Annotated in this window: 11 protein-coding genes; 9 read left to right on the top strand and 2 right to left on the bottom strand. The window is 54.0% G+C overall.

Going from position 1 to position 15,245, the window contains the following annotated elements:
* Positions 1-64: 64 nt before the first annotated feature.
* Positions 65-2,749, bottom strand: a complete 2,685-nt coding sequence (locus D7D48_RS04525) for a TonB-dependent receptor domain-containing protein (protein ID WP_125230157.1) — start codon at positions 2,747-2,749, stop codon at positions 65-67.
* A gap of 80 nt (positions 2,750-2,829) precedes the next feature.
* Positions 2,830-4,401: a hypothetical protein gene (locus tag D7D48_RS04520; protein WP_425452520.1), complete on the bottom strand. Its 1,572-nt coding sequence runs from the start codon at positions 4,399-4,401 to the stop codon at positions 2,830-2,832.
* Between the two features lie 514 nt (positions 4,402-4,915).
* On the opposite strand from D7D48_RS04520, the gene D7D48_RS04515 reads away from it, so the two are divergent.
* The 9 genes from D7D48_RS04515 to D7D48_RS04475 all read left to right on the top strand — a co-directional run bounded on the left by D7D48_RS04515 (position 4,916) and on the right by D7D48_RS04475 (position 15,238).
* Positions 4,916-6,184: a tyrosine-type recombinase/integrase gene (locus D7D48_RS04515; RefSeq protein WP_125230155.1), complete on the top strand. Its 1,269-nt coding sequence runs from the start codon at positions 4,916-4,918 to the stop codon at positions 6,182-6,184.
* Positions 6,181-6,876, top strand: a complete 696-nt coding sequence (locus D7D48_RS04510; RefSeq protein WP_125230154.1) for a hypothetical protein — start codon at positions 6,181-6,183, stop codon at positions 6,874-6,876. Before D7D48_RS04515 ends, D7D48_RS04510 begins: the two co-directional genes overlap by 4 nt.
* A 108-nt stretch (positions 6,877-6,984) precedes the next feature.
* On the top strand, positions 6,985-7,197 hold the full coding sequence (locus D7D48_RS04505) for a helix-turn-helix transcriptional regulator (protein ID WP_125230153.1): 213 nt from the start codon (positions 6,985-6,987) through the stop codon (positions 7,195-7,197).
* 116 nt (positions 7,198-7,313) lie between these two features.
* Positions 7,314-7,574 carry a hypothetical protein gene (locus D7D48_RS04500; protein WP_125230152.1) on the top strand — a complete coding sequence of 87 codons (261 nt, stop codon included), beginning with the start codon at positions 7,314-7,316 and terminating at the stop codon, positions 7,572-7,574.
* Positions 7,575-7,655: 81 nt separating this feature from the next.
* Positions 7,656-7,940, top strand: a complete 285-nt coding sequence (locus tag D7D48_RS04495; RefSeq protein ID WP_125230151.1) for a Cro/CI family transcriptional regulator — start codon at positions 7,656-7,658, stop codon at positions 7,938-7,940.
* Positions 7,941-7,945: 5 nt separating this feature from the next.
* Complete coding sequence (locus D7D48_RS04490) at positions 7,946-10,084, top strand: AAA family ATPase (RefSeq protein WP_125230150.1); 2,139 nt, start codon at positions 7,946-7,948, stop codon at positions 10,082-10,084.
* A gap of 257 nt (positions 10,085-10,341) precedes the next feature.
* Positions 10,342-10,959, top strand: a complete 618-nt coding sequence (locus D7D48_RS04485; RefSeq protein WP_125230149.1) for a hypothetical protein — start codon at positions 10,342-10,344, stop codon at positions 10,957-10,959.
* A gap of 470 nt (positions 10,960-11,429) precedes the next feature.
* Positions 11,430-14,231, top strand: coding sequence for a TonB-dependent receptor (locus tag D7D48_RS04480; RefSeq protein ID WP_125230148.1), 2,802 nt, complete (start codon positions 11,430-11,432; stop codon positions 14,229-14,231).
* A 71-nt stretch (positions 14,232-14,302) separates the two neighbouring features.
* Complete coding sequence (locus D7D48_RS04475) at positions 14,303-15,238, top strand: phytase (protein ID WP_245964332.1); 936 nt, start codon at positions 14,303-14,305, stop codon at positions 15,236-15,238.
* Positions 15,239-15,245: the final 7 nt, after the last annotated feature.

Genomic DNA, 15,245 nt, shown 5'->3' with positions numbered 1-15,245 from the left:
GTTGTAAAATAATGGCGGCATGTAGATTAGAACATGCCGCCATAAGTCCGGGGCTGTAAACCCGTCAAAAATTGATTTCGAGGCCAATTGAGGCGCTTATACCTTGCTTATAACGATTGTAGAAAATGATATTTTCGCCGCTTTCCTGCAGTTCCTGATATTTTGTATTTGTCAGGTTGCGGACTTCAAACTTTAACTCGGCGTCCTTGTCGCCTACCTTGAAGCCTTCACGCGCAACGAAATCCAACTGGATGCCAGGGCGCTCTTTAATGTCGGGTTGACCTGATGCACCGCGACTGGTGACCCGATCAGTTGCAAACGTAAACAAAATCGTCTGCTGCGACAGGCGCTCTGTATCTTCCAGGCCAAATTGCAGATTGACCAAATGATCTGACTGCCCTGTCAATGGCGAGCCATTCGTAAAGAAATCGAGTGCGCTTGTGGACGACGAGTTGAACACTGCAACAGAGTCACCGGCCTTCACATTTAATTTTGATTGCGTGTAGGTATAGTTGGCAATGGCCACTGCGCGACGGGTTCCGAAGAAGCCATCTTCACCTAATCCCGACAAATCAAAATATTTCTGGGTTTCGATTTCGACGCCATATAAATTCGCCTTTGGCGCGTTGGCAAAGCTGGTCACAACCGAGTTATCATCAAAGCTTGAGAATGACTCGATGGGACTATCAATCCGTTTGAAGAACGCCGCGACAGTAAAGCGTTGGTCACGATCGAAATAATATTCGTAACGTGCTTCTGCGTTATACAACTGGCTGTCGGTTAACAACGGGTTACCACGGAACAAGCGGTTGGAATCTGTGTCATAGAAATTCTGGAAAATCAGTTCGCGAAATTGCGGACGTGCAATTGTCTTTGAACCGCTCACACGGAACTTCATCTGGTCATTGATATCCCATGTCATTGTTGCAGCGGGCAGCCAATAAGCCCGCTCCAGACTGGTGGACGCCAAAGACGCTGTCGGTACAGTGAAAACCTGAACCGGAGAGACCGTTTGTTCCGCCTTTTCATACCGCGCGCCCATGTTCAGGCTGATTTCAGGTGTAATGAATGCCTGAATCTGCCCATAACCAGCATGCGTACGCAAACCTGCATCGAACACTGGGTTGGCTTCGTTAGTATCGGTTAATGTGATGTCATAAAAATCAATCACATCTGGCTGCAGCAAGAAATCTGGACGGAACAATGCGGAAACGATTGGTGTCCCGCCTGGCGCTGTAAACAAAAAGTCACGACGCTCAGTACGACGCACTGTGTCGGCATAAGCATAGCCAACAGTAGCGGTCATATCGGGCGTAATTTTAAATGACAGATCAGCGCTTCCCGACCAGAGGTCCTCGCTAAGGTAAGAATAGCTTACCTCAGCGCTACCCTGCTGACCGTTGTTAAGGCGGTTAATGAAGACCTGACCAAATGGATCAGACTCCTGATTGCTACGATAATATTCAAAACTCAGCTCGTCCGGCGCTTCACGTTTTGAATTAGCGTATCCAGCACGGAAGCTAAAGTTGACGTCAGGCGAAAGCTTAAACTCGCCCACAAGCTGCGTATTGATCAACTGTCGTTCATACCAAGCCGTATCCTGCTGCATCAATGTCGCAGTCGGCGAGAGGTTTTGACGCGTGCCGACGCCCAGACGTGCTTGCTTCAGCGTGTCTCGAATAAAGACATTAGTCCAACGCACTTTCTGTTCGCCGGCCTCAATACCAAAACCGAGCAAGCCATTTACGACGATGCGATTGTCGGTGATGACGCGTTTAAAATCGAGTTCTTTCTGGCTTAGGTCTAAAGTCGACGCTGTTTGCTGCAACGTGTCGCGTGAGCGCCATTTGTTGCTATACCCTGCGGTGAATAGAATACCCATTGTGGCATCATCACCGAGGTCGAAATTGGTACCGCCAGTGATGTTTGCGGAACCGTTTGCGGGTAAGTTGTTGTAACGCTGCACAACAGCGTTACGTCCAGTAACCAATTGACTTGCAATGGCCTGCGTGTCGACGCCACCAGCACTTATGCGCTGTCCACTTGCCAGATAAGCGGCAAGAGCAGGCTGCAAATCACGGTTACCATTGTCAAAGCCGCTCCAATCCATTGAGCTACCATAATAAGTGTAGCCAAGCTGATTGGTTGTTTCAGTGTTGCCGCTCGCGTCAGCGCTGATAGTTAAGAACGTTTCACGCGGAATTGCCTTGGTAGTCAGGTTGATTACACCGCCGCCAAATTCGCCGGGGAAGTTCGCGGAATAGGTTTTCTGCACCAATGAAGAAGCGATGACGCTCGTGGGAAACAAATCAAGGGGAACAACGCGCTTCAATGGCTCAGGGCTCGGCAATGGTGACCCGTTTAGAAGAGCCAAAGAGTAGCGATCACCCAAACCGCGCACATACACAAAGCCGCCGCCAACAACGCTCAAACCCGTTACGCGTGAAAGTGCACCAGCGATATCACCTTCGCCCGTCCGTTCTATATCTGCTGCAGATAGAACCGATACGACTTGCGGTGCATTTTTAGAAATATTGCGATCCAGATATCCGCGGACAACAATTTCTTCGCCGCCGACGGAGACATCAACTTCTTCCTCTTCCGCGGGTTGATTGGCAGTTGCGCCCTCTAGCGTTGGTTCTGGAGTTTCGGCTACCGCAAGCTCAGCGCTTTGTGCGATTGCCAAAGATGGTGAGACAAGTGCGGACGTTAAAAGCAACAGGCTGATTGCCCCCAATGGCTTCAACATTTTCATTCCCTTTTTCTATTCTAAAAAAGGGGCGGGGTGCTTGGCCAAGCCTGCACCCCACCCCATTCAATGGCTGCCTATCAATAGGTAGGGAGTGAGGTGCAAAGACCGGTGACGCTTGTACCAAATGTGGCAGTCGCGCTGTTGCAAGTCCAACCTGCATACCATGTATCATTGGCATCCTTAACAGCACCGACATAGGTGGTAGCGTCAAAGAAGGCATTCCACGTACTTGGATTAAATGCAGATACAGCCGTTTCATTGGTACCGTTGATGAACAACGATGTCAGACTTGGCGTGAATGCGCTGTTATTGCCATTGCTGCCCGAACCGAAGACGGCAGCAACATCTGCATCTGTTACACCGTTGGAACCACGGAATGCTGGCGTGCCACATTGTGCGACGACAGAGCGGATGACTGGCGCACCTGCTTCATCTATGCCGGCGTCTGCTGATGCCGAAATTGTCTGCGGTCGGCTAATGCGCAGGCAAGTGGTGTTCGGGCTAACGATGACACCATTGGCCAATGAATAGTCCGTGCCGCCTCGCAAGAGGATAGCCGACTGGTTACCGATGTTACTGCGCTGTATGAAAGTGAAGTTGGCAAGCCGCGTGTTCTGACGCGGGGTGTTCCCGTCCAGAGCATTGTCCGAGTCTGCTTCAATCATAGAGTCGCCAGCGCCCTGACGTTGCACTACAATCGCATATTGTATGTTCGCCTTAACGCCCGTGTCGGTATCGAGATTGTCATCATCCGCACCCACAGCGACGAAATACTTCATATTCACGTTGCCGCCGAAGAATTCCACAGCATCGTCCGAACTGTTGAATGACTGAATGTTGTTCAACACTGTACCCGTACCTACGCCGCCAGTAGTAAGCGACTGAAGTTCAGAGTCACCGGAAAGGACAAAGCCAGAGTAACGGATTTGAACGTAGCTCAAACGGCCACTGCTATCTGCTGAGTTCGCTCCGCCATAACGCGCTGGATCGACGGCACCTTCAACCTGACGTTCACATGCTACCGTGCCAGGCGTGGCCGACGGTGCGATACAATCAGTAATGGGCGCACGTCCGTTGAGAACAACACCACCCCACTGGCCGATAGAACTATCAGTGTTGAGGCCAAGCACGTTATCGCGACTGGTGAATATAATGGGCAGTGCAGCAGTACCGATTGCATTGAGGCGGTTACCACGATTGACGTTCAGCCATGATACGCCAGTGCCACCAAAAACGACAACGCCAGGAGCGATTGTCAATGTAACAGCAGTGTTCGTAGATGCAGCGCCTTGGTCAGTTCCCACATCAACGCGACCGCCCAAACGATAGAGAAGACCTGCGACCTTCGGCAAGGTACTGCTGGTGTTTATCTGCGCTGGCAATGTGCATACGCGATACGTACCAGTTGGGCCCGTGATCGTGCCGCTGTCCGTCAAACCTTGAGCGTCGGAAATGGTTGGGCAACCTGTCGCAGCCGTTACTGTCGCAGGCGGCGGTGGTGGAGGTGGCGGAGGAGGTGGAGCAGCTGGATTATTGATGGTGATGTTACCACCAGTACCTGGTGACGCGATATCGTCTGCGCCACAACCAGTAACAAGGACGGCTGCTGCTGTCGCATATACGATCCCGCGCAATTTAGGGTCAAACATTCTCATTCTCCGCAACAAATATGACATGCCCGATTGTGGACAGATGCAACGGAGCATGGACGAATCAACTTGACGCCCTACCCGTTGACTTTTGGTAGGATAGGGGGCGCCTGTGACATGGCTGTGCGTATCACATTGCAGTTGGAAGAAAGTTTTACGTCACTAATGTGACACTGCTACCTTAATGGACTTCAAGGCAGCTGCGACAGCCGGATTAGGAGAAAACGTGTTATCACAGCGTGGCACCGACCATAGACGCCGTGCGTAAATTGTGTGACCTTCTTCAATCGCAAAGGAATGAAAATTATAAATGTCTGATTTCTTCAGAAAGTGGTCGGGGAGACAGGATTCGAACCTGCGACCCTCTGGTCCCAAAGTAGATGCTCCGCTATGGGAGATGCCGGCTTATCACGCTGTATTCAGACATATTTCTGTAAATTATATTCACTCAAGCTCCTTGTAAACAACCCCATTTCCCGTTAACGTGCATGCTAAGAGAGGTTCTAGCAAGCACATGCCAACACTACGCATTACGAAGGCGGCGGTCGACGCAATCCAGCCGGACAAGAAAGACCAACTGTATTGGGATAACCGACTGCCGGGCTTCGGCTGTAAGGTCACGCCCAAGGGGTCGAAGATCTTCATCTACCAATACCGCTTAGGCGGCAGGGGTTCCCCAGCACGGCGCTTCACCATTGGGAAGTACGGCGCACTTACAGCCGACCAAGCACGACGCGAGGCAGAGATGCTAGCGCTAAAAGTTGCACAGGGCACAGATCCGCAACGAGTGAAGTCCGAGACGGCTCGTGCCGCGGTTGATTTGGCGTTCAAGCCTTATGTCGAGAGGTTCGCGGCGGAATGCCTTAAGTCAGAGTGGCCGGCCACCCACCGCTACGTCTATTCGCTCCTTGTTAATTATGCGGTGCCGGTGATTGGTAATAAGCCACTTAACGAAATTACACGTAAAGACATCAATGCTGTTCTTGCGCCCGTTAAGAGTAAGGCTGCGACGGCAGCGAACCTGTTCGGCGTCATTCGGCGGCTCCTGAGATGGGCAGTCGAACAGGAGGATTTGGAGCGTTCGCCGATTGAGGGCGTTAAAGGTCCAAAGCCGCCACCTTCTCGCGATAGAGTGCTGGAAGATGCAGAACTGTTGCTGGTTTGGAAGGCTTCGGACGCTTTGCGTTACCCCTTCGGGCCATTGATCCGCTTGCTGATACTGACCGGCGCGCGACGGGAAGAAGTCGCGGCGTTGGAATGGGCAGAACTTGACCGTGACGCTTCCGTTTGGGTGCTGCCTCCCAGCCGGTCAAAGAATGGCGTGGCTGCGCGACAGCCGCTTTCGAGCCTTGCTGTGGCTGAACTCGACATACTCGCCAAACGGCACGGCATTGCAGCCGGCTGGCCCAAGTTGGGGCTTGTTTTCAGTACGACAGGCAACACCAGCGTCAGCGGCTACAGCCGCGCCAAGACCCGTCTGGACAAGGCTATAACTGCCCTTGCTGAAAAGCAGAATGCACTCCCCCCACCACCGTGGCGGCTGCATGACCTGCGCCGTACGCTGGCCACAGGGCTTCAGCGGCTGGGCGTGCGGTTCGAGGTAACCGAGGCAGTTCTTAACCACGTCAGCGGCTCAAAAAGCGGCGTAGCTGGCATTTATCAGCGCCACGACTGGGCACAGGAGAAGGCAGCAGCGCTCGAAGCATGGGCGGACCACGTTTCCGGTCTTCTGACTGGCGCGGACCAGACCAATGTGGTCCAATTTTCGGAGTTAAGGGCATGAGTGAATGGATTTCGAGTTTGCACGCGGTGAAGCGATTGCGGGACGCAGGTTTGAATGCCCCGGAGGCAACGCTTGGCCTTTGGGCCGAGGCAGGGTTTTTGCGGGCACGGGCGATCTGGGGTCGGTTCAGTAATGACGGGGGAACTGACGAGCTAACTTTCCCAGACGAATCGCCCGCCGATCCCGATGGGCTTGGGGCCGCAACTCCATGGCCGAATATCCCGAGCGACTTCTGGCACTACGTTAATGTGAAGCATGGCAATGCAGAAGCCCACTATGAAGCTGGAATATTTGCCGCGCTGGTTGTTTTGGATCCGGAGATAGGGAGCCACAGCGACACTGAGCACATCAAGCTTTACGGTGTATCCTTTAATTCGGATAACCTTGATGCTTTGCTTAACGGAGTTGGCGAACCGCAAGTCGAAGTGAAGCTGACAAAAACAGCTCCGTCAAATCGCGGTCGCAGACCGAACGCAGAGGGTTGGGCGGACTTTGGCGCTGCATTAGCGCGGTTTGTTTACGACGTGGATATGACCGAACAGGAAGACAGCGGCGCGATCTATGAGGCGGTTGCTGATATGCTGGCGAACGCAGATCGGCAACCGCTCGATATCCGGACGGTGAAACCCATGATCGAAAAAACGATCTTGTGGATAAAAAACAATAAAGTCGAAGGACACTTCGGGGGGTAATTGAATTCTCCCTATTTCTCCCAATTGGTGTCGTGAGTTGATCTATGCTCTTCGGCCATACGTACCCCGAAGTCATCGCAACCCGCGGTGGCCAGCGGAGTATAGTTAATGGACGTTTTAATTCCCAGCCGCGAAGCAGCGGCATTTATCGGGGTAAGCCCCGCAACTCTTGAAAACTGGCGCGTTCGTGGCGAAGGCCCTGCGTTCATAAAGACACCTGGCAAGACCGGTAAAATTTCTTACGCAGAGGCAGACATTTTGGAGTGGCGCGCACAGCGCCGCTTCTCATCCACCGCCCAAGCTGCCGCCGCAGACGCATAAAAGAAAAGCCAGCGCCTCCCGTGCAAGGAGATGCTGGCCAAGAAGGTATTTCCAATGATTTTTATAGCAAATAAATCTGCTAGTTACCAGCAGAACCTTACACATGGTGTAAGTATATGACCCGCCCTAAAAGCGTTCGCCAAGCGGCGAAGAAGGGGCGCGTAATCATGCGTAGTTCGGGGACAGTTGGCAGCGGCTTCAGCGTAGAAGTCAAACTGCACGATCTTGGCAGGAGGGGCATGTACATGAGTTTTGACTGGCAGCCTTTCCAGCCGACCGATGCAGAGATTGAGGGCTTTGGTGAGGAATACGACGCTATTCTTGCGCCAGTCTTTGCGGCTGCGCTCGGAAGCAAGTGTCCACCGCAAACACCCTAGGCCTGCGGCCTGAACCCCTTTTAAATCTAAACAGAAGCGGGCGGCGTAGCAATACGCCCCGCCCCACTCGGAGTAAGAGATATGACCTTATCAAACAGAGACGAACTCAAAAATGCGATACGGGCCGCTTTGTTGGCACGTGCGCCAAAACCAACGGGTATAAAGAAAGTCATCGAACTTGCTGGGGGCGCTAATTCGCTCGCCCATAAGTTGGGCGTAACCCACCAAGCAATATACACATGGTCTCACCGCGGCTGGGTGCCTATCCAGCGCGCGATCCAGATTGAGAGCCTCTTCGGTGTGCCGCGCGAAGCCCTGCTTAAGCCAGAGCTTGTTGCTATTTTGGCACCCAGACAGTGGAGTTAAGCGTAATGGACAACATCACAATTAACGCAACAGACCGATCAATCCTACCGCCCCCAGCCGAACTGCGGGAGCAGCCGGTTTGGCTGATCTGGCGGAAAGAGCGAGACCCCGATAGCTCCAACGGCAAGCCGCTGAAGGTGCCATATTACGCCAACGGCGGTAAGCGTCACGGAAAGCAGGGCGGCATTGACGATCGCGGTCGCATGACCACGTTCGCCGCTGCGCGTGACGCGGCTGTGCGGCGTGGCTTCACTGGCGTTGGACTGGCACTCATGCCTGAACTTGGTATCACCGCACTGGATTTCGATAACTGCGTTGACGAGGATGGCCGTCTGCCGCCAGAGATCGAGCAGATCGCCAGCCAGACCTACGCCGAGTACTCACCCAGCGGCAAGGGCATCCGTGCCTTTGTGCGTGGCTCTTACGGCAACCGCAAGTCGCCGAGCGAAGGCAACCCCTACGGCTTCGAAGTCTTCTCCAGCAACGGCTTCGTGACCTTCACCGGTAACGCCATGCCGTACACGGACATCCTTGGCCTTGAGGACACCATTGCGGATCTGGACGCATTGATCGCGCCGCTCTGCGCGGCGCGGTTCCAGGCCACCACGCAGCGGAGTTTTGACCCCGACGACTTCATGATTGGACGTGAACCGAAGACTGGCCAGACCCTCTCCCAGATGGAGGGGTTGCTGTCCGTCCTCGACCCTGACATGCCGCGTGCGGACTGGATCAGGGTCGGCATGGCGGCGCACCACGAGACCGACGGCGACGACACCGGCTTCTATTTGTGGAACGATTGGTCGCAGAACGGGGAGAAGTACCCAAGCGAGGAAGCGCTGCGGACACAGTGGGAGAGCTTCGATCGGCGTAAAGGCTCCGGGCATTCTAACATCACCATGGCGACGGTGATGAAAATGGCAAAGGAGGCTGGCTACCGCGATACTGGCGTCGACAGTTCCGATCTGCGACAGCAAGCTCAAGAGGCAACTAGCAATTTATCGCACGTGGACGGCGTTCGTACGCCCGACGGCTATTCCGGTAAGTTTCCCGTTCATGGTGCTAGCGATCCCGCGCTGCACCAGAGTACTGAATGGTACATCAAAGGCGTATTGCCGAAGGCAGATCTGATCGTTCTATATGGTCAATCGGGTAGCGGGAAAAGCTTTGTCGCACTCGATATGATTGGCGCAGTCGCTCGCGGCAAGCAGTGGCAGGGATGCCGTGTAAAAAAGGCAAAGGTCGTGCTGATTGCCGCCGAGGGTTCCGGGGGGGTTGGGAAACGCATAAGGGCATATTGTAAGCACTACGGGCTGAACGAAGCAGATCTAGATATTGGCATTATCCGTGTACCACCCAACGTCATTGAAGAAGTTGACGTGAAGGAATTGTGCACTGCCCTCGCTTTTGTTCAAGCTGATATCTTCGTGATCGACACGCTTGCACAGGTGACGCCCGGCGCAAATGAAAACTCCAGTGATGACATGGGGAAAGCCATTCGGAACATTAGGCTGATAACCGAAGCCACGGGCGCTACGGCGTTGGTCGTCCATCACGCAGGCAAGGATGCCACGCGCGGCGCGCGCGGCTGGTCCGGCATACGGGCTGCGGCTGACGCTGAGATTGAAATCAGCCGCAATGACACCGGTCATCTTATCAGTATCACGAAGATGAAGGACGGGGATGACAGCCAGCAGTGGGGCTTCCGGCTTAACCAAGTTCAGGTTGGTATCGACAATGATGGGGACATTGAGACGAGTTGTGTCGTTGAGTACGTCGAAGCGCCGCCAAAGCCGGTAAAATCAAGCGGGCCGAAGGGTAAAATTCAGGCCACAATCATGGAACGCGCGCGACATTGCGGCGCCGGCACACCCGAGGGGGCACTGATGCAGGATGTTATCGACGCGTCTGTCGGTACGATACCATTCGATCCCGTGCAAGCTGAGGGGGAAAAGAAACCCCGGGATCAGCGGCGCGGCAATGTTACTCGGGCGGTGACAACGCTTTGCAATCAGGGCTATCTGATAACGCGTAACGACAGGTTGTACGTAAAGGGTTTCGAACCGCACTACACCAGTGAACATACGGTTTCCCTACTCGATGCTTCAGCTTCAAACTGTTTCAAATCAGACTTTGAAGACATTTGAAGTATTTCGAGCAAATGCTGCTTCAATGCTTCAATGCTTCACCACCCTTTATAGGTGAAGCAATTGAAGCAGAAGCAAGCTGGTGAACTTGTAGCGCCGATGGCAGAGTTGAACCGACATCAGGGGATACTCTGCCGCATCGCGTATCCGTGCGAATTACCAGCCGTCGTCAAACAAACCTCGAACAGTAAATATTGATAAAATCGATCAAATATATCATTTACGCAGAGTATTTCGATTAATCTGCGGAGGCGAACATGGGCGGCTTTGGATCTGGACGACGCAGCAACCGTTGGACCACCGATGACTGCCTGCGCATCAACCTGTCGAACCTAAAGCAGCACGGCATGTTGCAGCGGCACTGTATGACCCGACATGAGCAAGTGTGGAGCCAATACGGCGAGGCCATCGCCGATTTAACGCTGGTAACCGACGTTCACTGCCTTGAACCTTCGCCATGTCTGAGGATCACGGGACGCGCGTTCGGCAAGGTCATCGATTGCGTTGTGTGGCTGGAGGAGCAGCCCCTGCCCTACGGTGGGGAGCGTTGGTACGCATTGTGCCCGCGTACAGGCCGCAGGTGCACCGCGCTTGTGCTGCCGCCGGGTCAGGCCCACTTCGCGTCTGTGAAGGGCTGGAACGTGGCCTATGGCTCTCAGCGCGAGTGCCCGATACACAGAGGCCACCGCGCCATCGAGAAGGCTCAGGCGCGCCGCAAGGCGCTGTCTAAGTATACCCGCAAGCCGATGCGGGAACGGTTACTGGATCGGCTGATCGAACGTCAGGTGTTTGTAGAGGAGCAGATCGACAGGCTGATGGAGATGGTGTTTCGATGCGATGCCGCAGCGGGTACTCGCCGACGCGGGAACGGTTAGTACATCGGCTGATCAAGCAGCAGGTGTTTGTTGATGAGCAGATCGACAAGCTGGCGCAGGTGGTATTTTGAAGGTTTCCTGCCAAGCTCACGTGTTGGTTGCTCCAACAAGCTAGGCCCGCTTGGGACTATGAAGTGCAGGCCATCAGCCCCCGTCGTTGGCTAAAGCTGCCAACGGGCCAACGGGGCAGCTATTCATCTATCTACGCACACAAACAGACAGTCTGCTTTGCGCCCAATTGACGACATTCTGGGCGCTAATTAGCACTTACATAAGCGGACATAGCATCAGGCATATCCCTTTCATCGTAAGCCGAATGTTGCAGAGCAGCAACTTCGCCCGCAATTTCAGAGCCGTTCCTGATGAAACGTAATAAATGAGTCGCTGTTCTGTAATGAATGCTTCGCTGCGCCATCACAATCGACCGCTAACGCAACCCAGAGTTAAAAACATTCCAGAGGGTAAATTGCATGGCATCACGGTTAAAATTGTCGCGTGTGGTATTCAAAGCAGCAACGCTCGGAGGCGCAGCGGGTCTTGCTTTCATCCCATCATTAGCTTTCGCGCAATCGGCACCGATTGATGAAGCAAACGATTCGGAAGCGATCGTGGTCACGGGTACACGCCCGATAGCGGAGTCAGAAGCTACCGCTCTGGAGGTTCAAAAGAATTCTGATTCCATTGTTACAGTTGTAGCGTCGGACTCGGTCGGTCGCTTGCCCGACCAGAACGTGGCGCAGGCCACAGGGCGTCTGCCCGGTATCGCCGTTGAACGTGACCAAGGGCAAGCTCGCTACATCAGCTTGCGCGGAGCGCCAAATTACTGGACGACCTTATCGTTTGACGGCATCAACATTGTTAGCCCCGAGGGGCGTGATGCACGCTTTGACTCTATCCCCTCGGCTATTGCATCGCAAATCATCGTGTCGAAGGCGGTGACGCCGGAAATGCCGGGTGAAACGGTGTCGGGGAATGTGAACATCATCACGCGTTCGGCGTTCGACTACAACGGCCTTCACTTCGCGGGTAAGGCTGGCTTTGGTTTGGCGGAACTGGGTGACCGCAAGCAATATGAAGGATCGGCTGTGCTATCGGATCGTTTCAACGCGGGCGACGGCGAAATTGGCGTCATCGTTTCAGGCAGTTATTACCAGCGCGGAATGATCACTGACAATTTCGAGACAGATTATGAGCGTGTGTCGCAGGATCAGCGCCCCGGAAACCTGACGCGTTTCTGGGCTCATGAAACCGAAAACAAGCTCTATCGATTGACGCGAAAGAACTGGTCTCTGTCCGGCCGCTTCGATTGGAAGCCAGATAGCGACAACACTGTTTCGCTGCGGTCTATCTATACGATTTTCACCGACGACGAAGCGCGCGACAATTATCGTTTCGATCTGGATGATAGGCAGTCTGATTTGGTGGCAAATACGACCGACTGCCCCACAGCCGTAAACAACTCGCCGACAACCACCGGGTATTCGGATATATGCATCGGCAACACGCCATCCAAGGGCGTCGTTTATGGTATAGATATTCGCCAAAGGTCGACGCTGCGGGCGTTTCGCCAATCCATCTTCACCAACAGCATTTCGGGCGGGCACGCTTTTGCCGATGGCTGGCAGTTTTCGTGGATCGGCAACTACACGGAGTCCAAAGATGATCGTTCAGTCGTAGGCGAGGCAAGCTGGGACAGCCCAAGCACACGCAGCCTGCGTCCGACGGTCGCATACGACTTTACAAACCCGAACCGGGGTGACTTGCAGCTATTCCAGACCGTTCAGTTAAGCACACCTACAAGATATCAGGCAGGCGCGCGTGTTACGAACATTGACTCATTTGCCAAGTCGTTGAGCCAGCTAACGGTGTTGGATGCCGTAGACACCACGCAAGCCTATACTGCAAAAGCGGTGCTTGCCCGAGAAACGATGTTTTTGGGTGGTGATGCCACTTTCAAGGCCGGTTTTCAGTTTGATCAGCGCACGAAGACAGTCGACGAAAGTCAGATATTGCTGAACACAGCGGCGCAGTTCGCCACGGTAGGCATATCGCCGGATTATAACCAGTTTTCGGTTGCGACGCCGTTTGAGGGTGCAATTCCATTAGGCTACGACTTTGGCTATTTCGATACGGACAAAATGCGCGCCGTTTCAAAGATTGCGCGGGAGAATTTCACTTTCGCTCCCAATACTGGTAACATTTACGATGTTCGCGAGCAGGTTTACGCCGGCTTCCTTATGGCCAGTGTGAAATATGACTGGGGGTCGCTGCTCGGTGGCGCCCGCGTCGAGCATGTTAAGAACCGTGGGATCGCGGTGGCTACTGTGGCGGGTGTCTCTGGTCCGGTCAAAGCCACGGAAAGCCAGACACTGGCTTTCCCCAGCCTTCACCTCAATTATAATCTCGACGACAGCAAAAAGCTGCGCGTGTCGTTCAACAGTGGTGCGGCGCGGGCCGACTACGATCAATTGCGGCCCAATGTGACCGTCAATGACAGCAATCAGTCTGTGTCGGGTGGTAACCCGGCGGTTAAGCCTGAGCGTGCCTATGGCGTCGACGCCTATTTTGAATGGTATGTCGAGCCGCAAGGTTATCTGATGGCAGGAGTTTTTTACAAAGAGGTCAAAGACGTGCTCTATCGCCAGACACGCACCTTTGGATCCAACGCACTGGACAGCAATGGCACTGACCGCTCCGGATACACATTCTCCGGAATCACCAACGGTGGATCTGGCCGGGTATTTGGTGCCGAAGTTGCTGCGCAGTTGCAGTTGGAGCCTTGGACGCAAGATCTTGGCTTGCCCGATTGGATGGGCGGCTTTGGTATCACTGCAAACTTGACTGTGAATGATAGCCGCGTTGCGAAACCGGCGCTTGGGACGGTACCGGCACGCGACGTACGCTTGCCCGGCACGTCCGACGTGGTTTACAATCTGGGAGCCTATTACGAGAAATATAATCTGTCGATGCGTCTACAATATCAGAGGCGGAGCACGTGGCTGGATGGCATTGCAGACGATTTGGCTGACGCAGGCGATACCTATTGGGCTGCAGATGACGAGTTGGATTTCTCAGCGCGCTATGCCTTCTCCGATGCCTTCGAAATCTTTTTTGACGCCACTAATTTGCTCGATAACCCCGGCCGCCGTTATTCGGAGCCTGGCAATCTTTTGACCGCCACCGGCATTCCCACAGCAAGCAGCACCACCCAGACCATTGAATGGGAGCGTTTCGGGCGTCGTTATGCCGCCGGTATCCGGGTCAATTTCTAATGCGCGTTGCTGCAGCCGTACTTGGCCTTTTACTGTGCGGCTGCACGACAACGCCAAGGGGGCTGCCTCCTGTGGCGGTCTCTGCGGTTGCCGAAACGGTACCAGTTGGGAGTGATAATCTCGACGCTGCCGACGACCCGTCTATTTGGCGTAATGCAACCGACCCATTGGCCAGCCTGATTGTGGCTACCGACAAAAAAGCAGGTCTTTATGTGTATGGCCTCGATGGCCAGGTGCGCAGCTTTTACAACGCCGGTTTGGTCAACAACGTCGACTTAGTAGACATGGGTGATGCCGGCGTTATTGTTGTTGCCAGCGACCGTAATGACATCGCTAGTGCAAAGCTTCAGATATTCCGTTTGAATACGCAAAGCGCCACACTGGATTTGCTAGGCAAAGTAGCTGTGGCGTCGGGTGAAGGCTATGGACTTTGCTTGCGACGGGCGGATGCTGACATCATTGCGTTTTCGGTATTGAAAGACGGGACCGTTCAGGAAAGCCGTATCACCATTGCTGCAGGCCAACCCACGGCCACGGCATTGCGGACATTGAAGTTACCAACCCAGACCGAAGGTTGTGTCGTCGATCCCCGGGACGGGATGCTATATGTCGGTGAGGAAACAGCTGGAATTTGGCGGTTCGCAGACAGAGCATCGTCGGGCACATTGGTGTCCGCGGTCGACAATCGCTACTTGGTAGCCGATGTTGAGGGTCTCGCTTTGGTCGCAGAAGGTGACAAAGGCGGATACCTGCTGGCATCCAGCCAGGGCGATAACGCGTTTGCAGTATTTCGGTTACCTGACATGACACCGATAGGTAGATTTCGCATTGGAGCTGGCGTGCACGGGGCGGTTGAGGAAACCGACGGAATTGAACTGAAGTCCGGAGATTTTGGACCCAATTTCCCCGACGGACTATTCATTGCGCAAGACGGGCATAATGCACCGCATGCGCAGAACTTCAAACTTGTGTCGTGGGCTGCTATCAAATCCGCGTTGGGTCTATAATAAACTG

This window comes from Sphingorhabdus wooponensis, assembly GCF_003933235.1.
GTDB lineage: Bacteria > Pseudomonadota > Alphaproteobacteria > Sphingomonadales > Sphingomonadaceae > Sphingorhabdus_B > Sphingorhabdus_B wooponensis.
Note: the sequence above shows the minus strand (reverse complement) of the source record. Positions and strands in the feature narration are given on the sequence as shown.